Genomic DNA, 21,057 nt, shown 5'->3' on the forward strand with positions numbered 1-21,057 from the left:
TTTATAACTCGATGTCATCCAAGTCTTCTGCGATATCGTCATAGTTTTCGTTGGCTTCCTCTGAGAAATCATTCCAGCGTTCTGCTGACCAAATTTCAATTCTATTGGAAACACCAACAATTACACATTCCTTAATGAGTGCGGCATGCTCTTTCAGTGTCATGGTCAGATTAACACGTCCTTGCTTGTCAAACTCACTCTCCATCGCACCTGAGTAGAAAAGTCGCGTAAACTTACGTGCACTTCTCTTAGTCAGTGGAAGTTTGGCTAACTTAGCCTCAATTTTTTGCCATTCTTCAATTGGATAGCCAAAAATACAGCCTTCCATTCCACGAGTAAATATCATCTTATCACCAATCTCAACTCTAAATTTGGCTGGTATAATTAGCCGGCCTTTGCTGTCGAGATTATGATGATACTCGCCCATGAACATGGTCTAGCCCCCTTTCCAATGAATAATTTACCACACTTCCCCACTTTCTACCACAAGTTTTGCACTTTTTATTTATATATTACGTTATTTTATGATGATTATAATTTTATTCAACAAAAAATGCCCTCATCATCATGATTGAGGACAGTTTAAGGTTTATTAAAAAAGTGGGGGAATTTTTTATAGTAAAAGCAAAATTAAGAGACCAACGTACCAAACAATAGATGATGCTGCTAAATAGTGCCATAACATTCCAAATGTCTTACCCACTGAAATGTTTTTGTTTTTAATTGCAGTATAAATTGAAACAATTACAACTAAAATAAAGTAAAGTAAAAATCCATACGGTAAAAAAGATGGCTGCTTTGTTTCTTGAGTTAATAACTGACAAGCAACAATAAAGAAAAAAGGAAAAATGTCATAACCACTAAATTGAGCCTTAGGAAATAATTTTACTAAAAAAGCAGCAACGACAATTCCACATAAAGGAATTAAAAAGATAAGCAAAAAATTCATGAAAACCCTCCAATAAGTTTATTTTAAACTATTTCAATTAAATATAAAATTACAATTAAAACATGGTACACTAGAATTATTAATTTAGGAGGGACATATGAGAAAACATAAGAAAAAATCCGGATTTCAAAAGTTAACTATTATTATGGCCTGGTTTATGGCAGTTATCACCCTTCTTGGGGTAGTAGCTACTGCTTTAATTGGAACTGGTGTCTTTCAATTTTAAAATCTTTTGTATATTAAAAAGAGCCGCTTAATAGCGACTCTTTTTTGTTTAGAAATAGTATTCTTTTTTCAAAAATGGATACTCTTCAGCTAATTTTACCCAGAACCAATAAGTACATAAAACAAGAATTAAGCACCATAGTAAATTAGGCAAAATACTACGTGAAAAACTAGCAAAAGACAATTGGATCATGCCTACCATATTAAACATCAAAAACACATAAGCACTTACGCATAAATAAGTAACTAAACAGATTAATAATCTAAACCAGAATACTTCTGGAAGAAAGCGAGCACTTTGCTGAATAATAAAACAGATTAAAGGAAAAGCTACAGTATAAATTCCAATAATTCCTAAATAGTATAGATCCGCAATAAGGCCTAATCCTAAGCAGAGCCAAATATCAGCATCATTTTTATCATCGCATAGAGAAATTAAGGTAATCCCAATAATTGTTAACCAACAACTTCCAGAAAAACCTCGATGAAAGATAAAAGTTTGTAAATTATAAGCTAATACTCCATCTAGAATTAATGCCACAAACAAAGCAATGGCAACATACCATCGACGTAATTCTGCCATTACCCTTCAACCTTTCTTTTAATTACAGATACAACTGATGGATCGTTAAGGTTACCTGCTGGTTGAATTTCGACAACATCTGATAAGCCAAAAGTATCCCGGGTTGTCTTCTTAACTGTTCCTATTAAGAGACCTTTTGGAGATAGACCACCCATTCCACTAGTATAAACTCGGGTTCCTTTCTTCAACTTTTGACCGTCAACTACTTGGGTAAATACTATTTGATTATTTCCAACAACAGAAATTACTCCATGAACTTTTTTGCCATTAGCTGCATCAGCTTCTACAGCAAATTTATTTGTTGATTTATCAGTTGTAGTAATCAGTTCGACCTTTGAAGTAGTACTATTTACCTCAACAACCCGTCCAATTACACCTTCACCTGCCATAACAGGCATATTCTTCTTAACACCTACTCTTGAACCTTGATCAATAATTAATAAATCTGACCAAGTATCTGCAGCACGAGAAATTACCGAACCATTAATAATTGTATAGTCCGTCAAAGTTTTCTTTAATTTTAAAGCTTGCTTTAACTGAGTATTCTCAGCTTCAAGCGAACTATTTCGAGCCTTAGTTTGAGCAAGATTATCAACTTGCTTTTTTAAATGATCGTTTTCAGCTTGAGTATTAAACAGATCTTCTACATTAGCCGCCCCATTAGAAATTAAGTTAATTGGCCAATTAACTACTCGGGTTACTATGGAAACAGTATCATTACCAATTTTTTGAACTAAAAAAGGTGATTGTCTTCTATTACGTAAGCGAACAGAAATAGATAACATACTTAAAACTAAAATAACTAGGACAAAAATTGTCAATAACTTTTTGTTTTTGAGAAATTTTTTCATCTACTACTATCTTCCTAATTTAAAAGTTAATAGAAAAAGACCGGCTTTTACGCCGGTCTCTAAATTAACGTCTCTTACGCATAACTTCAATATTTTTGAGAGATTCACCGGTACCAATTGCAACACAATCAAGTGGATCTTGAGCAATAAAGACTGGAACTTTAGTAGCATCTGAAATAACTTCCGGTAAGTTCTTCAAAAGAGCTCCACCACCGGTTAATACGATACCATGGTCAATAACATCAGCAGCAATTTCTGGAGATGTTTCTTCCAAAGTTTCTTTAATTGCTACAATTATATTTTGAACTACTTCTTGAATAGCTTTTGCAACATCTTCTGCATTAATATCAATTGACTTTGGTAATCCTGTGACTAAATCACGTCCACGAATATTCATTGATTCAATTTCTTTTGCCTTTTCAACTGAAGCAGAAGCAATTTGAATCTTAATAGTTTCAGCAGTTCTTTCACCAATTAATAAGTTGTAATTTTGATGAATATAAGTTGCAATTGAACTATTAAACTTATCTCCTGCCATTCTGGTAGAACGAGATGAAACAATACCACCTAATGAGATAGTTGCCACATCAGTAGTTCCCCCACCAATATCAACAACCATTGAACCTGTTGGATCCATAACAGGAAGGCCAGCACCAATAGCTGCAGCAAATGGTTCTTCAATTACGTATGCTTCACGTGCACCAGCAACTCTAGCTGCATCAATAACAGCTCTCTTTTCAACTTCAGTTACACCTGATGGTACACAAATCATTGCAGCTGGCTTTGAATTACCAACTGTTTTTTCCATGAAATACTTAAGCATAGCAGCAGTTGTATCGTAATCTGCGATTACTCCATCTTTCATTGGTCGAATAGCAACAATTGATCCAGGAGTTCTACCAATCATTTCTTTGGCTTCGGAACCAACTGCAATAACTTCACCCGTTTGAGTATTCTTAGCAACAACAGAAGGTTCACGTAAAACAATACCTTTACCTTCAATATAAACGAGTGTGTTGGCAGTTCCCAAATCAATCCCAATATTTTTAGATCCTAATCCAAACACGCAAAATCTCTCCTTAAATTTATCTCTTTAATTATTTTAGCCTAAATCGTATCTTTATTTAGTCTTAGATATTATAGCATAGAAACACTGATGTAAAAATTTGCTTTAAGGAAATTTGCCTAATACTTAAGGAAGACTTAAAGAAGTTCAGTCTCTCGAAAGCTTAAATAGGTATTATCTGTCACAATAAAATGATCTAAAAAATCAATTCCCATACATTTACTTGCTTCTACTAACTTTTTTGTAAAGCGTAAATCATGTTGCGATGGCTGTTCATCCCCACTAGGATGATTATGTGCTACAAAAAAGGCAGTACTATTATAAATGACAGCCCATCGAAAGATATCTCGGGGATGAGCAACTGCTCTATTTACCGTTCCCTGAAAAATTAATTTTTCAGCAATTATCTTATTTTTTGAATCCAAATAAATTCCATATAGCTCTTCTTGCGGACGGCCACATAATTTATCCGCGATATAGCATCCTACTTGTGAACTCGAGTAAAAGCTCTCAATTTTCTTATTATTGACGCTCTTTACGCGCTCCAATAACAATTGAAGTAAAATTGCTACCTCATCATTGCAACTTGGACTAGCAGCAAATTGCCATAGTTCCTTAAAGCTACTGATTCCTACCTCATCTAGTTTTCTAAATAAACTATTAAATGTAAGAATATCTTTTTTCTCTAACAATTCAGCTAATTTCTTTATTAAATCAACATCAGTCTGCAATAATTCTTCTTTTTTCATAAATATCAATTACTCCTTTGATATTTATTACGAAAAAACTATTTAATTTTTTCAAGAAAAGCATAAAAATCTTTGCAAATTAATGTCGCCTTATCTTTATCTAAATTTGTTGGTTGCTTTAAATCTGGAACCATTACGCATTTTAAACTCGCAGCACTTGCTGCTGCAACACCTGTGCTTGAATCTTCAAATACTAGTAGATTCTCTTTAGGTAATTGCATTTTTTTAGCAGCCAATAGATAAATATCTGGTGCTGGCTTAGCTTGAATATTTCCAGATTCAACATCTTTATAACTTAGATAAAAATCAAAGTAATCTTTTATTTTTAAAACATCTAAATTATGGACAATTACATTCTCATAATTACTCGATGCAATTGATAATTTGATATTTTTCTCTTTAAATACCGCTAATGCTTCTCGTACTCCTGGTTGAAGTTTAAGTTTACCTTCATCAGTCCATTTCCAGACTAAATCATCAGTTCTTTTAATAAATTTATCTCGATCGGCTTCAGTTTTGAAATGTCTATGATAAAAATCTTCCATTTCCTTAACTGAAGAACCAACTAGTTTCAGATAACTATCATCAGGAATATCTAAGTTTGCTTCTTTAGCAGCCACGATATTAGCATCCCAATACAACTTTTCGGAATTAACTAATAATCCATCCATATCAAAAATTATACCTTCAATAGGATCAGCAATATCTTCAACTTTCATCTTTACCTCTTTTGCAGTAATTTAAAACTGCACCAACTAAATAAAAAGATCCTGTCACTAATAGCATATCATCTGCCTGCAACTTATTCTTCAAGCTTGTATAAGCTTCTTCAAAATTTTCTTTATATTCAAATTCTTTTTGTGCCTCTTTTGGAAAGTCTTCTAATCTAGCAGCTCTAGGATAATCAATTCGTGTTAAAGTGACTTTTTCATCCTTAAATAATTTTGTGACTGGACCCAGGTCTTTATCTTTCATCATTCCAAGTAACACGTAGATTTGTCCTTTTTTCTTCTTTCGAACTAAGTTTAAAAGATTCTCCATCGCTTGTAAATTATGTGCTCCGTCGACAATGATTTCAGGACTAGTTTGAATCACATCATATCTACCAGGAATACGGGTTTCATTAATTGCTTCTTCAATCTTTTTTCTATCTAAATCAAGTTGCAACAATTGAATTGCTTGAACTGCTACCCCAATATCATAAGCTTCTACCAAAGGCCGTAATGCAAAATTATAGAGATTCTTTGAATCTTGATATTCAATCACATCGGGAATTATTTTTATTTGAAAATCTCTTCCTAATAAAAATGATTTTGAATTTTCACTTTGCGCCTTATTAAGTAAAATCTCTAATACATTTTGGGGAACATTTCCTAAGACCACGGGTTTATTAGATTTTATTACACCACTTTTTTCTTCAGCAATATCTTTTAAAGTTGGCCCTATTATTTTTTCATGATCTAATCCAATTGTTGTAATAACACTTACTTCGGGAATAATTACATTTGTCTTGTCATGCTCTCCTCCAATTCCTACTTCAATAACTGCATAGTCACAGTTTTCTTGAGCAAAAAATTGAAAGGCCAAAGCTACTTCATATTCAAATGTTACTAAAGAAAAATTAGGATCGTCTTTTTTTAGTATCTCTATTGCCGTCTCAATTTCATTAGCTGTTTTAATGAGATCATTATTGCTTATATTTTTACCATTTAATTGAATTCGTTCATTAAATTCATATATATAAGGAGACACAAAAAGGCCAGTCTTTTGACCGGCCTTTTGCAATAGATTACTCAAATAATAGGATGTCGACCCTTTACCATTTGTTCCGGTAACATGAATTGCCCTAACACTATCTTGAGGATTATTTAGCTGTTTCAAAATCCTTCGGATATAACTCAGATCATTTTTAGGATGAAGTTTGGGTAAAGAATATATTCTCTTAATTACCTGGTCGATATTAGTAAATTTCACTTCTATTTACTTTCCTTTAATTCTTTCATTCTTTCACGAACACCAGCAAGTTGACTTTCGTAGTCAGCCTTCTTTTCTTTTTCTTTATTTATAACTGCTTCAGGAGCATGGGCTACAAATCCTTGATTTGAAAGTTTCTTTTCAGCTCTTTCAACTTCAGCTTCAAGACGTTTTTCTTCCTTTTCCATCTTAGCGAGTTCTTCATCTACATTAACTAATTCAGTTAATGGAACAAATATTTGAGCTCCTGGAATTACGGCAGTTTTAGCAAGTTTTGGTGCTTCAATATCAGCTGCAACAGATAAAGCTTTTGGATGAAGGAAGTTTTCTACATATTCAGCGTTATTATCCAAAACAGCTTTATTCTTATCATCATCAATTTGAATCATGATATCAATTGGGGATGACATAGGTGCATTAACTTCCATACGGATATTTCTAACAGCCTTAATTACTTCAATTAAGAAGGCCATTTGACTGTCAGCTGCTTTGTTTTCAAATTCCTTATGAGTTTCTGGATATTTAGCTACCATAATACTCTTACCATCGTGAGGCATTGAAAGCCATAACTTTTCAGTTACAAATGGCATAATTGGGTGAAGTAAACGTAAGATTTGATCAAGAATCCAGATTAAGTTTTCTTGTTTTCTAGCCTTTAATTCTTCGTCATCACCGTTTAATGCAACCTTAGAAATTTCAATGTACCAATCACAGAAGTCATTCCAAATAAAGTTGTAAAGTTCACGACCAGCTTCACCAAATTGATATTCATCAAATAATCTAGTTACTTCACTAACAGTGTGATTCAAACGATCAAAAATCCAACTATCTGCCAAATCAAACTTAGAAGTATCTGGCATATGAGCCGGCTTAGCATCTTCTGGCAAGTTCATAATTACGAAACGACTTGCGTTCCAAATCTTGTTGATAAAGTTCCAAGCTGCACCCATCTTCTTTGGATCATAACGAGTATCTTGACCAGGAGCTGTACCGTTAAGTAAGAACCAACGAAGAGCGTCAGCACCATATTCATCAACAACATCCATTGGGTCAACACCGTTACCCAAAGACTTACTCATCTTACGTCCTTGTGGGTCACGAATTAAACCATGCAAAACAACATCATCAAATGGACGCTTACCAGTAAAGTGTAAACTTTGGAAAATCATTCTTGATACCCAGAAGAAAATGATATCGTAACCAGTAACTAAAGTATTAGTTGGGAAGTAGCGCTTGAAGTCTTCTGAATCTTCATCAGGCCAACCTAAAGTAGAGAATGGCCATAATGCACTTGAGAACCAAGTATCAAGTACATCTGGATCTTGCTCCCAGTTTTCACTATCTTTAGGAGCTTCAAGACCTACGTAAGTTTCACCAGTCTTCTTGTTGTACCAAGCTGGAATTCTGTGGCCCCACCATAATTGACGAGAAATTACCCAGTCATGAACATCGCTCATCCATTGTTCAAGAGTATGTTCAAATCTTTCAGGAACAAAGTTTACCTTGTCATCAGTCTTTTGGTTTTCCAAAACTTTTTCAGCTAATGGCTTCATCTTAACGAACCATTGTTTAGAAAGTCTTGGTTCTACTTGAACACCAGAACGCTCTGAGTGACCAACTGAGTGAACAATTGGTTCCACCTTGATTAAGAAGCCTTCTTCTTTAAGATCCTTAACTAGCGCATCCCGTGCTTCGAAACGATCCATACCAGCATACTTGCCAGCTTCTTCGTTCATAGTTCCGTTATCATTCATAACATTGATTCTTTCTAAGTTATGACGATTACCTACTTGGAAGTCGTTAGGATCATGAGCTGGAGTGATCTTAACAAGACCGGTACCAAATTCTGGATCAACGTGTTGGTCTTCAATAATTGGGATGTGGCGTCCAACAAGTGGTAATACTAATTCCTTACCAACAATATCTTTGTAACGTTCATCCCCTGGTGCAACAGCTACTGCAGTATCACCAAACATAGTTTCAGGACGAGTAGTTGCAATTTCAACAAATCCAGAACCATCTGCAAATGGATACTTAATGTGGTAAAATGCGCCCTTATCATCTTTGTGAATAACTTCGATATCACTAAGAGCAGTTTCCAATTTTGGATCCCAGTTAATGATATATTCACCACGGTAAATGAGTCCTTCATTATAAAGTTGAACGAAAACTTTTCTAACAGCTCTTGAAAGACCTTTATCAAGGGTAAATCTTTCACGAGAATAATCTAGTGAAAGACCCATCTTTGCCCATTGGCTCTTGATAATTGATGCATATTCATCTTTCCAGTCCCAAACTTGCTTAACAAAAGCTTCACGTCCCATTTCGTGACGATCTTTTCCTTGTGTACGAAGTTTGGCTTCAACTTTAGCTTGAGTTGCAATACCAGCATGATCCATACCAGGAAGGTATAAAGTATCATAACCTTGCATACGCTTAAAACGAATTAATGTATCTTGAATTGCTGTATCCCATGCATGTCCCAAGTGCAACTTACCAGTTACATTTGGTGGTGGGATAACGATTGAATAGGGATGAGCTTTTTTATTGCCAGATGGCTTAAAAAGATCTTCATCAAGCCATTCCTGATATCTTCCTTTTTCAACTTCATTAGGATTATATTTAGGTGCTAAATCTGCCATTTAAATTCCTCCAATAAAAAAGTCCTAGACAAATATTTGTCTAGGACGAAATTTTTCCGCGGTACCACCTACGATTAGGTATAGAACCTATACCTCTCTTATAAGCGATAACGGCGCTGAAGTGTCCGGATTAACCTACTAAAAAATTCAATTAATCAGCTAATCAAGCTACTAGTAATATTCTTTAAGTCTCTCAGCATATTGACTTTTCTCTGTAATGCGAAATTACTCCTCTTGATTCTTGCTTTGTTTACGATTATAGCATGAAAGAAAATAAGAAGAAAGCTAAGAATTAATCTCTATTTTCTCTAATCACTTTCACTAATTGAATTAAGATAGTTGGAATAATTGCCAAAATCACAATTAGCCATACTTCTTGAGCAGTTAATGGTTGAACTGCAAATAGTCCATGTAATGCTGGTACAAAAAGAATTAAGGCTAAAAGTACAGTTCCTAATGCAAAAGCTGCCAAACTGTACCAATTATTTTTAAATCCAATCTTAAAAATACTGTGTTGTGAACGGCAGTTGAATCCATGAAGTAAACGCGCAAATGTTAAAGTTGAAAAGGCCATAGTACATGCAATTGCTGGTGTATCCCTTAAGCCAAGTAAGAAAGCAGCAATAACACTTAATGAAATTAAGAAACCTTGAATACTAATTTGTGTAACGAATTTTTTATCTAACAAACTAGCTTTAGGATCACGTGGTTTACGTTTTAAAATATCAGGATTTCCTGGTTCCATCCCAATAGCTAAAGCTGGAAGAGAGTCAGTAACTAAGTTAATGAATAAAAGTTGAACTGCAACAAATGGAACTGGTAACGCAGCGATTGAAGCAAATAAAACAGTAATGATAGCTGATAAGTTACCAGATAATAAATATCCAATCGCATTACGGATATTTTCATAAACTGTTCTACCATTTGCAACAGCTTTAATAATTGTCGCAAAGTTATCATCAGTCAAAATCATACTTGCAGCATCTTTTGATACTTCAGTACCAGTAATACCCATTGCAACACCAACGTCTGCCTTCTTTAATGCAGGTGCATCGTTAACTCCGTCACCTGTCATTGATACGATATGATTTTTTCTTTGCCAGGCATTAACAATTCTAATTTTGTTTTCTGGTGAAACTCGGGCATAAACTGCTACTTTTTCAATTTGTTGGTCTAATTCTTCATCACTTAATGCATCTAACTCTAACCCTGTTAATGCAAGATCCCCATCAGTGAAAATACCAATCTTTTTCGCAATTGCTACTGCAGTTACTTTGTGGTCACCAGTGATCATCACAGTTCTAATCCCGGCTTCTTTAGCACGTGCAACAGCTGCAACACTTTCTTCTCTAGGTGGATCCATTTCTGAAACCAAACCAATGAAAGTTAAGTCTTTTTCGCTATCAGTAGATAACTCTTCATCACTTTCCTTATAGGCAAATGCTAACACTCTTAGTCCATTTTCTGAAAAGTGATTATTTTGAGCCAAAATATCTTTTCGATCTTCTTCAGTCATTGGGCGGACATCATCCCCAAAACGAATATTCACACAACGTTTAAGTAAAACATCGATTGCTCCTTTTACAAAAATTGTAGGAACAGTGTGAATTAAGTGCTTAGTACTCATTAATTTTCTATCAGAGTCAAAAGGCACTTCCTCTAAACGATCTAAATGTTCTCTTAACTCACTTTCAGATAAGCCTAATTTTCCGTCACCAAGATCAATTCCTGGAACTTTACGGTACATTTCTAATAAGGCTGATTCTGTTGGATCACCAATTTTTTTACCATCAGATAGACTTGCATCATTGTTTAAAACAACATCATATAGTAAATAACGATGCAACTGATTACTTAAGTTCAACTCTTCAGGCTTAAGAACTTTACCGCCAATATAAATGTCTTCAACAGTCATCTTATTTTGCGTTAAAGTTCCAGTTTTATCAGAACAAATTACTGAAACTGACCCTAATGATTCAACTGCAGCTAAATTTTTGATAATTGCATGCTCTTTAGCCATTTTTTGAGTTCCCATAGCCTGTACAATGGTTACAATTGAGCTTAAAGCTTCAGGAATAGCTGCTACGGCTAATGCTACTGCAAATAGTAATGCATCTAGCAAAGGTTGACCACGCCACATTTGCAATCCTAAAATCAAGGCACAGAAAATCAAAATTGCAGTTGCAAGACGAGATGAAAATTGATCAAGTGAAACTTGTAATGGCGTTCTTCGCTCCTTAGTTTCATTCATTAAGGTAGCAATTTTACCAATTTCAGTATCCATACCAGTTGCTGTAACTAAAACATTTGCACGTCCATAAGTTACAAGAGAACTAGAATATACCATGTTCACTCGATCAGCCAAAGGAACTTCTTTTTCAAAAGTAGTGTCTAACTTATCAATATTAGTTGACTCACCGGTTAAGGAGCTTTCATTTACCTGCAATGAAAAATTATCTAAAATTCTACCATCCGCAGTAACTAAATCCCCTGCTTCAAGTAAAAGTATATCGCCAGGAACAACATCTTTTGCGGCAATTTCTTGTTTCTTACCATCTCTTAAAACCTTAGCGACAGGTGCAGATAGGGACTTCAATGCTTCTAGCGACTTTTCCGCCTTAACATGTTGCACTGTTCCTAAAATAGCATTTAGAATCAAAACAACAATAATAACTGCTGTACTTTCTAAGTTACCAGTAAATGCAGAAATCACAGCTGCAACAATCAAGATAATAACCATTAGGTCTTTAAATTGTTCTAAAAAGACTTCTACAACACTTTTTTTCTTACCTTCTACTAGAGCATTGGGTCCTACTTGAGCTAATTTTTCTTGAGCGGCTTTACTAGTTAAACCTTGCTGCTCATTAGCTCCAAGCTCTTTTAGAACTTCTTCTTTACTCTCACGATAATATGCTTTCACTTAAACCCTCCATCTACTGAGAAAACCAGACTTTGGCATAAAAAAAGAGACCATTGTCTGAACAAAAAACGTTTAGCCAATAGTCTCACCATTTAAACTTACAGCGGAAAAATTAATTTCGTTTTGACGCCGTAAGTACACCCTTATGCCGGTTACTCCCTATATGTTGATTATAAGTTTATCATGTTTTTATTAGGCTAGCAATAAAAATTATTGGCTTACCCACTGTGCACCACCCAAGTTATAGGCAGTTTTCCCATGCATTTTTTTACTGCAAAATAATTCCAAGCACTATCTTTACGTAATTTCTTCTCGGTTTTCTTTTCAAAAGCTGGATCGGTATAAACTTGAGCATCATGTTCTAACTTAATTTTGCCCACTTGTGCTTTAGGAGCAAACTTATTGGAATTTTTTAAATTATCATAACTAATCCAAATATTAGGTTTTACATGATAAAAAAGTTGATTGTCTTTCATTTTAACTTGATCAACATAAACTTTTTTACCATTTTTCAAATACATATAACCTGAAATTGATTCACTGGGGTAAGCGGCTGCTTCATAGTATCTTTTAAAGACATTATTTTCATGTAAAATAGCGGCCAATTTAACTGGATAATCTGTCAATATTCCTGAAACATTTTCTTCTGGGCGCGAATACTTCTTCATTTGAGTTTCTGTATCAATGCCCCAGAGTAAATACTTTTTATTATGCTCACCTAAATAATCCGCAGCTGTCTTAGCATAAAAATTATTTGCATAATACTGCAGCATTGGGGATATTTTAAAATCACCAGCTAATTGAGTTAAAGGAATTTGTGGCTCACTTTTATGAATTTTTAAAAGAGCTCGCTCTGAGAACGATTCTAACAACACTCGATTTTGTAAATGATATTTTTTGATTAAACTAAGTAGATTATTAATCTCATTATCACTACTATCTTTTGGTTCAATCATAAATTTCACGTTAGAACTATGATAACGTTGAAAGACATCGGCAAGACGATGAATGGACTCACCATTTTGATTTTTATATGTAATTAGATCATGATAAGACAGATTTGCAATGCTTTTATCAATTCCAAAAACTCTACTTAAATTTTCATCATGGCTTACTACGAGAACATTGTCAGCAGTCTGTTGTAAATCTAATTCTAAATAGTCTACTTTTGCACATACTGCGCGATCATAGGCAACCCAACTATGCTCTGCAAACTTTCCTTGTTCATTGTCTCCGCGGTGGGCAATATTTAAAAAGCCACAAGTAAACGTAAAAATTAAGATGAAGAAACCAACCAAAATATGTTTGTTCATAATTCTAATTCTCTACTTAATTTCTTTTAGAGTAATTTCCTGATATTGGCCGCGTTTTAGGTTAGCTGGCAGGACCAATTTTCCCATGGAAATTCGATCTAATTCTATTACTTTCATCCCCACTGCTCCAAACATTCGCTTAATTTGGTGATACTTTCCCTCTTGAATTTCAATCTCAATTTCTGATTGATCGGACTCTTTATCTTGCATTAAAATCTTTAATTCTGCTGGTTTTAGTTTTGTCCCATCACCTAATGTCATACCAATAGCAAAAATTTTAACTGTCTCTTCATCAGCTACTCCAGCAATTTTTGCCCGATATTTTTTAGTAACATGTTTATTAGGAGCTAGCAACTCATGGGCTAAAGCACCATCATTTGTTAACAATAATAAACCCGTTGTATCCTTATCCAGTCTACCTACTGGCGCTATGTCTTTATAACGATCTTTAGGTTTAAGTAAAGAAAGAACAGTTTTTTGACTTCTATCTTCTGTTGCTGAAATAACACCTTTAGGTTTATTGAGAAGAAAATAATGGTATTGCTGATATGCCACTTTTTCTCCATTAACTGCTACTTGGTCTTCTTCTTTAACTTGCTCCTTGGGTGTCTTTACAACTTCTCCATTAACTGTCACAATCTTCTTTTTAATGAGATTATGAACTTCTTTTCGTGAACCAACATTCATGTTAGCCAAATACTTATCAATTCTCATATATTTTTTCTTTCTAAAATAAAAAGCGCTAGCATTCTGCTAGCACTTTTTTATAACAAGTCTGCGTCTTCTTGAGCCTTATCATCCAAGAACTTTTGATTTGGATAAATTGGTGTAATCTCCATTCCATCAATTGCGCGCTGAATCATTCCTTCAGCATCAAGTCTATCTTCTAGCTTACGAGCTTCATCCAATTTTGGTTTAGTCTTTGGACGCGGCGGAGCAAAAATTGTACAGCAGTCTTCAAATGGTTCAATAGAAAGGTCGAATGTTCCGATTTGCTCAGCTAGCTTAATAATTTCAGTTTTATCCATTGTAGCCACTGGGCGAAGAACCGGCGTTGAAGTCACATCATTAATTGCAACCATTGATTCTAGTGTTTGAGATGCCACTTGACCAACTGATTCACCATTGAAGATTGCTAACCCACCACGCATTGCGCGAATACGATCTGCTAATTGCAACATAAAGCGGCGTTGAATGGTCATTAAGTAGCCTTCTGGTAACTTTTCTTTAATTTGCTCTTGAATTTCAGTAAAAGGTACAGCAATAAAGTTAATCTTTCCAGAATAGTTAGCTAAAATTCCAGTTAACTCTTTTGCTTTAGCAAGTGCCTTTTCAGTAGTATATGGAGGACTAAAGAAGTGCACCATATCAATTTCAACTCCACGCTTCATTGCTAAGTAAGAAGCTACTGGAGAATCAATCCCACCTGATAGCATCATGACGGCCTTTCCAGCAGTTCCAACCGGCATACCACCTGCTCCATGAAGAAGTTGGTTTGAAATATAGATTGCGTCTTGACGAACTTCAATTCTTAAGACTAAGTCAGGTTTTTTCATTTGAACCTTTAAATTATCCATATTATCAAATAGGTAATCACCAATCATCATGTTTAACTGATTAGTGTCATATTCAAAATCATGGTCACTGCGTCTAGTATTAACTTTAAATGTCATACCATCCTTAAAAGTTGCCTGCATCAATTCAAGGGATGCTTTTTTAATTGCATCAAGATTCTTATCAACTTTTATAGTTGGAGAATATGTTTGAATACCAAAAACAAGTTTTAAACGTTGATCAATTTTCTCAAATGGTGCACCATTTAAGACAATATGCATACGATCATGTTTAGGATGGATCTCAATTTCTGGAAAATCTTGCAAAGCTCTAGTTACATTACCAGCAAGTCTTCCGATAAAGTCTTTTCGATTTTTTCCCTTAGTGGATAGTTCACCATAGCGAACCATTACTTCTGTATATTGCATAATTTCACCTTATTTCAAATGATTAATTTCAGCGAAGTGCTTATATATTTTATCAAAAACTGAAATAAATTGCTCAGCTTCTTCAATTGTATTACTTGGATCAAAACTTAGTCTAATTGCACCGGTAGCTAAATTATCATCTACCTTCATAGAATTCAAAGTGCCACTCTCTACACCACTTCTTGAAGAACATGCACTAGTGGTTGAAACATAGATATCTTCAGACTCAAGCGTATGAACTAAAGTTTCCCCGCGAATACCTTCTAATGAAAAACATAAAATACTTGGAACAAAATTATCGTTAATTGGTGAAAAAATATGAATTCCTGGTTTTCCATTTAGATAGGAAACTATTTTATTCTTAACTGCCAATTCTTGCTCAGCATTTTTCTTTTCATCAGCTAAATATAAACGCATGGCTTTGGCAGTTGCCGCAATTGCAGGTAAATTTTCAGTACTTGAACGTAAGGCCTTTTCTTGACCACCGCCATCAATTAACGGCTTAATCATTTTACCTTCTTTTTTATAAAGAATACCTACGCCACGAGGTGCATGAAATTTATGAGCTGACAGACTCATTAGGTCTACTCGATCAGTAAATACCTCATCCCAAACATCTTTTCCCAAAGCTTGAACATTATCAACATGAAAAGTAACGTTAGGATAATTTTCTAAAACTTTACTAATAGCTTTAATAGGTTGAATTGTACCAATCTCATTATTAACGCCCATAATTGAAACCAAAATTGTTTCTTTATCTAATGCTTCTTTTAAATCTTCAGGATTTACTTGTCCATTCTTATCAACTGGTAAAACAGTTACACGAAATCCCAAATTTTCTAAAGCACGTACTGAATTTGAAACTGCTGCATGTTCAACACTTGATGTAATAATATGGTTACCAAATTCTTTTTTAGCTAAAGCAGTACCTTTGATTGCCCAATTGTCAGATTCACTTCCACTAGATGTGAAAAATATCTCATATGGCTTAACATTCAATAAATTAGCAATTTGTTTTCTAGAGGCTTCTAAAAGTTGATGAGATCGATCTCCCATTTTATGCAAACTTGAAGGATTTCCCCAAATATCCTTTGTTACTTTATCATATGTCTCTAAAGCTGCAGGATAGACAGCTGTTGTAGCACTATTATCAAAATAGATCAATTTTCTTTCTCCCCTAAAAAACGACCATAGAAGATGGTCGTTTGATAATCATATAAAATCTTAACTTAAAAACACTATTGCTTCAATCTTTTACTCTTCTTCGTCTGCTTCTTGTTCGCTATAGTATTCTTTTTCAATTCTTTGATAGCTTCCTGGCTCTACCTTTTCTAGCGCTGTCGCAATTACGTCCAACGCTTCTTTATACTCATATTTATTCTGATATAAATCATAAGCTTCTTTACGTGCACGTTTAATTTCAGGATTTGAAAGATATTTATTTGAATATTGCATAGTCAATTCAACTAAATCAGCAGAATTTAAAATCTCATCTGCTTCTTTCTTTAAACGTTCAATATCTTCCTGAATTTGAATCAGTTCGCTAGATATTTTTTCCATATTTATTCTAACTTGATTCAATTCATTATCTGTATGCTTAACTTCATTTAATACTAAAGTATACATCTGAATAAAACTTTCAGGCTTTCCGGGTAGCTGACGTCGTTCAACTTTTCGATAAACTAAAGAAATTTCTTGCTTAAAGTGGATTATAGAATCATTAGCAATTTTTTCTGCATCAAATAGCCCATCTATATCATTTGAGAGTTTTTTCTCAGTCTTTTCAATTTCTTTCAAATTATCTAACATAGTTAGCCATTTATTCTCAATTTGAGAGTAAACACCGTCACCATCAGCTAGCTTTTGACAGTCAACATCAAAGTCAGAATTCATTCGGCTAACTTGACTTTTTAGTTGTCTAGCTTCAGCTAGCTCTCCATGTGTCAATTCATAACTTTGATCCACATGCTCTAACTTAGCTACAAGTTGATTAGATGCATTTCCAACATGGGAAAGAATTTGAACAATTTTATCTTGATTTTTATCAACAAATGGTCGAGCTTTAAATTCTTTTGTAAGAATGTCATATAAGCTATCAATTCGTGTACTTATCTCTTTATTATTCTTTTCAACCTTTTTAAGCTCTAATTTGGTAAGACTCTTTTTAGTACTATCAACTAGTTCTCTTAAGCTCTTGATTTCTTCTAGTACATCCACTTCAGTAATTTTGTACTTATCTTTTATCATTTGACGATAAGTATTGCTGAGTTCGTTAAGTTGATCGGGAAAAACATTTTTTAACTCTTGATCAAAGTTCTCTACCTTAGGAAGATCAGTCTTTAAAGTAGTAAGATTTGTATCGATTTTAACTAATACTTTCTTTGCTTCTTCATGATCTCCTTCACCAGATAAATTCTTTACAGTTTGAAAATCACTTTCTAAGGTTGTTAGGTCTTCTTCAATCTGATCAATTGCATTCCCATAATTAAAAGATTGGGATAATATTTTTTTACGTAGTTGTTGGTAGTCTTTTGATAAAGCAGCATAGTGTTTTTGATTATCTCGATTTGCTTCGAGTAAATTAGTAAATACTTGCTTACTGTGTTCTACATTATCTTGATTAGTCTGCAATAATTCTGTTGCCTCTTTAATTAATTGGCGAGTTTTTATTAAATTAAATTTTGCATTAAGCCCAGCCGCTTGTTCAAGAAGATGCTTTAATTCTCCAACGTCCTTAGTATCAACTTTTTGATATACTTTCTGCCATCTTTTAAAAGTTTCCAAACTTTTTCCGGCTAATTCCATTTTCTCTAAACGTTTAATATCTTCTTCAACGCTAATATCTTTTAATTCATCAGTTAGCGCATCTAATTCCGCAATCTGATGATTAAAATACTTATTAAGAATAACAACTGTAGCAATCGCAGCAATTATAGCAATCAATATTACAATAATAAGAATAGATAACCCTGATGACATAATACCCTCCATATTCATATTAATTATACCAGACTTCATCTTAATACCAGCTAGAAAATCTCTACTTTTACTTGCTTTAAAACATATTTCTTACTATAATAGTCTTCGTGTAAAATATTTGCAGCAATAAGTGACAAGAACGTCAACATCTTGAGGCGTTTAGTGAACGAGTAACCCGCGCTGCACTGGGCGAAACATGCAACTTGAGATGCACGAATGTTGAACTTATTTCTCATATTTTACTCCAAAAAATTATTATTTTTTATGGAGGATTTTTTATGTCAAGATATACTGGTCCAAGTTGGAAACGTTCAAGACGCTTAGGTATCTCACTTTCAGGTACTGGTAAGGAAATTAGCCGTCGTAACTACGCACCTGGTGATCATGGTCCTAATAACCGTGCTAAGGTTTCTGAATATGGTCAACAATTAAAGGAAAAGCAAAAGTTACGTTGGATGTTTGGTTTAAATGAACGTCAATTCCAAAACTTATTTATCCGTGCCGGCAAGATTCGTGAAGGTAAGCACGGTGTTAACTTTATGGCTTTACTTGAAAGACGTTTAGACAACATCGTTTACCGCTTAGGTTTAGCTTCAACTAGAGAACAAGCTAGACAACTTGTTAACCACGGTCACATCTTAGTAGATGGCAAGCGTGTTGACATTCCTTCATACGAAGTTAAAGTTGGTCAAGAAATCAGCTTAAGAGATAAGTCAAAGAACTTGCAACAAGTTAAGGACGCTTTAGATGCAGTTGTATCACGTCCACCATTTGTTTCATTTGACGACAGCAAGATGACTGGTACTTTAGTTCGTCTTCCAGAACGTGACGAAATGGAACCAGAAGTTGATGAAGCTCTTATCGTTGAATGGTACAACAAGAAGCTTTAATATTTATTGCTTCATTACAAAAAAGTCTTTCCTCTTTTGGAAAGACTTTTTTGTTTTCTTCTTTTCCACTTGCTACACTAAGAATGTAATATTTTGTTATAAAAAGGAAAAAGAAATATGACTGAAGATTTAAATACCCGTCTTGAACATGCTGCTAAAGGAATTACTCCTCAAACTTGTCCTGATGAACGGAGAAGATATTTAGGTTCTTTACGTGAACGAGTTCTAGTAAGAATGACTGTAAAAGAAACCAACAATCCGGACTTAGATGCTTTGTTTTTAGACCATTTAAATGACTTTAAAAATTACACTATCTTAATCAATGGTAAAATGCCTCAAAATAAATTTATTAGTAAATTAATGAGTTTGTGTTCACAAAAAGATATTAAGTTCACTTTAATAAATGACGAAACTGCCAAAAACGAACCAGACTCCACTGGCGTTTTAGTAGTTTCAAAAACTGCTATTAATCATTATAGAATTGACATCAACCAAGTATATGCTCCAGAAGTGCCACATGAACAATTATCAAAACCAAAAAAAGAAAATTTCTGGGACAAATTATTTAGAAAAAAGGACTAATTATGCAACCTCTTGCTTATCGTATGCGCCCAAAAAACTTAGATGAAGTTGTTGGTCAAGAACATTTAGTAGGAAATAAGAAAATAATTAGACGAATGGTCGAAGCTAAACTTCTATCCTCAATGATTCTTTATGGACCTCCTGGTATTGGAAAAACTAGTATTGCCAGCGCAATCGCAGGTTCTACTAAATATGCATTTAGGAAACTTAATGCAGCAACTGACACAAAAAAAGATCTTCAAATCGTTGCTGAAGAAGGAAAAATGAGTGGAACTGTCATCTTACTTTTAGATGAAATACATCGTTTAGACAAAACAAAGCAAGACTTTCTATTACCTCTTTTAGAATCAGGGAATATTATTTTAATCGGTGCTACAACAGAAAATCCCTATATTTCCATCTCTCCTGCTATTCGATCCAGATGTCAGATTTTTGAATTACATCGTCTTAAAAAAATGGACATTTCGCATGCGATTGATCGTGCTCTTAAAGATTCCGAAACAGGATTAGGTAAATACAATGTAGAGTTAACAAAAGATGCGCGTAATCTTCTCATTGAAAAAGGAAATGGTGATTTAAGAGCAACACTTAATGCATTAGAATTAGCAGTTCTATCGACAAAAGAAGAAAAACAGGAGAACACTGATAATAAACTAGTAATCGATAAAGCTGAAATGCAAGATTCCATCCAATTTAAATATCAAAACTATGATGCAACTAGTGATGGCCACTATGATTTATTATCTGCATTTCAAAAATCAATTCGAGGTTCGGATACTGATGCAGCACTTTATTATCTAGGGAATCTCTGCGAATCTGGTGATTTAGTAGCAATCTGTAGACGATTATTGGTAATTGCCTATGAAGATATTGGACTCGCTAATCCCCCAGCCTGCAGTCGTGCAGTTAATGCAGTACAAGCCGCTCAAATGGTAGGTCTACCAGAAGCGCGAATTATTTTGTCAAATACTGTCATTGAACTCTGCCTATCGCCCAAAAGTAATAGTGCAATTACTGCAATTGATTCAGCAATAAGTGACATTCAAAATAAGCAGAATGATCCTATCCCTGATAGTCTAAAGGACGCACACTACAAGGGAGCGGCTACCTTAAATCATGGTGTTTCTTATCTTTATCCCCATGACTTTCAAGGCGATTGGATTGCCCAGCAATACTTACCTAACAACCTAAAAAATGTCTCCTACTTTAATCCGAAGGGTAATTCTAAAGTTGAAGATGCATTAAAAAGACAATATCTGCGCCTAAAAAAAATGCAAAAAGATGGACTGCAAAAGTAAATCTAATTTATTGACATTGATCATATCTTTGCTAGAATAGATAGTGATCTGAGT

General features: G+C 34.3%; 19 protein-coding genes and 1 other annotated feature. Of the genes, 4 read left to right on the forward strand and 15 right to left on the reverse strand.

Features of this window, described 5'->3' with window-relative positions; all coding sequences use genetic code 11:
• Window position 1: 1 nt before the first annotated feature.
• Together mraZ and CP370_RS00360 are read right to left on the reverse strand one after the other, a co-directional pair.
• Window positions 2-433 carry a division/cell wall cluster transcriptional repressor MraZ gene (mraZ, locus tag CP370_RS00355; protein WP_011161838.1) on the reverse strand — a complete coding sequence of 144 codons (432 nt, stop codon included), beginning with the start codon at window positions 431-433 and terminating at the stop codon, window positions 2-4.
• Between the two features lie 180 nt (window positions 434-613).
• Window positions 614-949: a DUF3397 domain-containing protein gene (locus CP370_RS00360; RefSeq protein ID WP_087712860.1), complete on the reverse strand. Its 336-nt coding sequence runs from the start codon at window positions 947-949 to the stop codon at window positions 614-616.
• Window positions 950-1,046: 97 nt separating this feature from the next.
• Here CP370_RS00360 and CP370_RS00365 point away from each other — a divergent pair, with 97 nt between their 5' ends.
• The gene (locus CP370_RS00365) at window positions 1,047-1,175 is read left to right on the forward strand and encodes a DUF4044 domain-containing protein (RefSeq protein ID WP_087284121.1); all 129 of its coding nucleotides are present in this window, start codon (window positions 1,047-1,049) and stop codon (window positions 1,173-1,175) included.
• A 48-nt stretch (window positions 1,176-1,223) separates the two neighbouring features.
• Here CP370_RS00365 and mreD read toward each other — a convergent pair whose 3' ends face one another.
• The 13 genes from mreD to ezrA all read right to left on the reverse strand — a co-directional run bounded on the left by mreD (window position 1,224) and on the right by ezrA (window position 18,233).
• On the reverse strand, window positions 1,224-1,757 hold the full coding sequence (gene mreD, locus CP370_RS00370; RefSeq protein WP_087284117.1) for a rod shape-determining protein MreD: 534 nt from the start codon (window positions 1,755-1,757) through the stop codon (window positions 1,224-1,226).
• Window positions 1,757-2,608, reverse strand: a complete 852-nt coding sequence (gene mreC / locus CP370_RS00375; RefSeq protein ID WP_087284114.1) for a rod shape-determining protein MreC — start codon at window positions 2,606-2,608, stop codon at window positions 1,757-1,759. The genes mreD and mreC overlap by 1 nt, the downstream gene beginning before the upstream one ends.
• Window positions 2,609-2,672: 64 nt before the next feature.
• Window positions 2,673-3,674: a rod shape-determining protein gene (locus tag CP370_RS00380; protein WP_004897587.1), complete on the reverse strand. Its 1,002-nt coding sequence runs from the start codon at window positions 3,672-3,674 to the stop codon at window positions 2,673-2,675.
• 137 nt (window positions 3,675-3,811) lie between these two features.
• Complete coding sequence (locus CP370_RS00385) at window positions 3,812-4,423, reverse strand: RadC family protein (protein WP_087284112.1); 612 nt, start codon at window positions 4,421-4,423, stop codon at window positions 3,812-3,814.
• A 38-nt stretch (window positions 4,424-4,461) separates the two neighbouring features.
• Window positions 4,462-5,142 carry an HAD family phosphatase gene (locus tag CP370_RS00390; protein ID WP_087712859.1) on the reverse strand — a complete coding sequence of 227 codons (681 nt, stop codon included), beginning with the start codon at window positions 5,140-5,142 and terminating at the stop codon, window positions 4,462-4,464.
• Window positions 5,132-6,397 carry a folylpolyglutamate synthase/dihydrofolate synthase family protein gene (locus tag CP370_RS00395; protein ID WP_087284107.1) on the reverse strand — a complete coding sequence of 422 codons (1,266 nt, stop codon included), beginning with the start codon at window positions 6,395-6,397 and terminating at the stop codon, window positions 5,132-5,134. Before CP370_RS00395 ends, CP370_RS00390 begins: the two co-directional genes overlap by 11 nt.
• A 2-nt stretch (window positions 6,398-6,399) precedes the next feature.
• Complete coding sequence (locus tag CP370_RS00400; RefSeq protein ID WP_087712858.1) at window positions 6,400-9,039, reverse strand: valine--tRNA ligase; 2,640 nt, start codon at window positions 9,037-9,039, stop codon at window positions 6,400-6,402.
• Window positions 9,040-9,077: 38 nt separating this feature from the next.
• Window positions 9,078-9,290: a binding site (T-box leader), on the reverse strand.
• Window positions 9,291-9,331: 41 nt separating this feature from the next.
• On the reverse strand, window positions 9,332-11,959 hold the full coding sequence (locus tag CP370_RS00405; protein ID WP_087712857.1) for a cation-translocating P-type ATPase: 2,628 nt from the start codon (window positions 11,957-11,959) through the stop codon (window positions 9,332-9,334).
• 218 nt (window positions 11,960-12,177) lie between these two features.
• Window positions 12,178-13,272: a glycerophosphodiester phosphodiesterase family protein gene (locus CP370_RS00410; RefSeq protein ID WP_232457431.1), complete on the reverse strand. Its 1,095-nt coding sequence runs from the start codon at window positions 13,270-13,272 to the stop codon at window positions 12,178-12,180.
• A gap of 12 nt (window positions 13,273-13,284) precedes the next feature.
• A complete protein-coding gene (locus CP370_RS00415; RefSeq protein ID WP_012846377.1) occupies window positions 13,285-13,986 on the reverse strand; it encodes a pseudouridine synthase in 702 nt (233 codons plus the stop codon).
• A 50-nt stretch (window positions 13,987-14,036) separates the two neighbouring features.
• A complete protein-coding gene (thiI, locus tag CP370_RS00420) occupies window positions 14,037-15,254 on the reverse strand; it encodes a tRNA uracil 4-sulfurtransferase ThiI (protein ID WP_012846378.1) in 1,218 nt (405 codons plus the stop codon).
• 9 nt (window positions 15,255-15,263) lie between these two features.
• Window positions 15,264-16,418 carry a cysteine desulfurase family protein gene (locus tag CP370_RS00425; RefSeq protein ID WP_087712856.1) on the reverse strand — a complete coding sequence of 385 codons (1,155 nt, stop codon included), beginning with the start codon at window positions 16,416-16,418 and terminating at the stop codon, window positions 15,264-15,266.
• 90 nt (window positions 16,419-16,508) lie between these two features.
• Window positions 16,509-18,233: a septation ring formation regulator EzrA gene (gene ezrA / locus CP370_RS00430; RefSeq protein WP_087712855.1), complete on the reverse strand. Its 1,725-nt coding sequence runs from the start codon at window positions 18,231-18,233 to the stop codon at window positions 16,509-16,511.
• 278 nt (window positions 18,234-18,511) lie between these two features.
• Here ezrA and rpsD point away from each other — a divergent pair, with 278 nt between their 5' ends.
• The 3 genes from rpsD (at window position 18,512) to CP370_RS00445 (ending at window position 21,003) form a co-directional block, all read left to right on the forward strand.
• Entirely contained in the window at window positions 18,512-19,123 is a 612-nt protein-coding gene (gene rpsD, locus CP370_RS00435) for a 30S ribosomal protein S4 (protein WP_003647084.1), read from the forward strand.
• A 117-nt stretch (window positions 19,124-19,240) separates the two neighbouring features.
• Window positions 19,241-19,705: a YueI family protein gene (locus CP370_RS00440; RefSeq protein ID WP_087284088.1), complete on the forward strand. Its 465-nt coding sequence runs from the start codon at window positions 19,241-19,243 to the stop codon at window positions 19,703-19,705.
• 2 nt (window positions 19,706-19,707) lie between these two features.
• Window positions 19,708-21,003 carry a replication-associated recombination protein A gene (locus CP370_RS00445; protein WP_087712854.1) on the forward strand — a complete coding sequence of 432 codons (1,296 nt, stop codon included), beginning with the start codon at window positions 19,708-19,710 and terminating at the stop codon, window positions 21,001-21,003.
• Window positions 21,004-21,057 lie beyond the last annotated feature (54 nt).

This window comes from Lactobacillus sp. UMNPBX19, from assembly GCF_002553805.1.
Lineage (GTDB): Bacteria > Bacillota > Bacilli > Lactobacillales > Lactobacillaceae > Lactobacillus.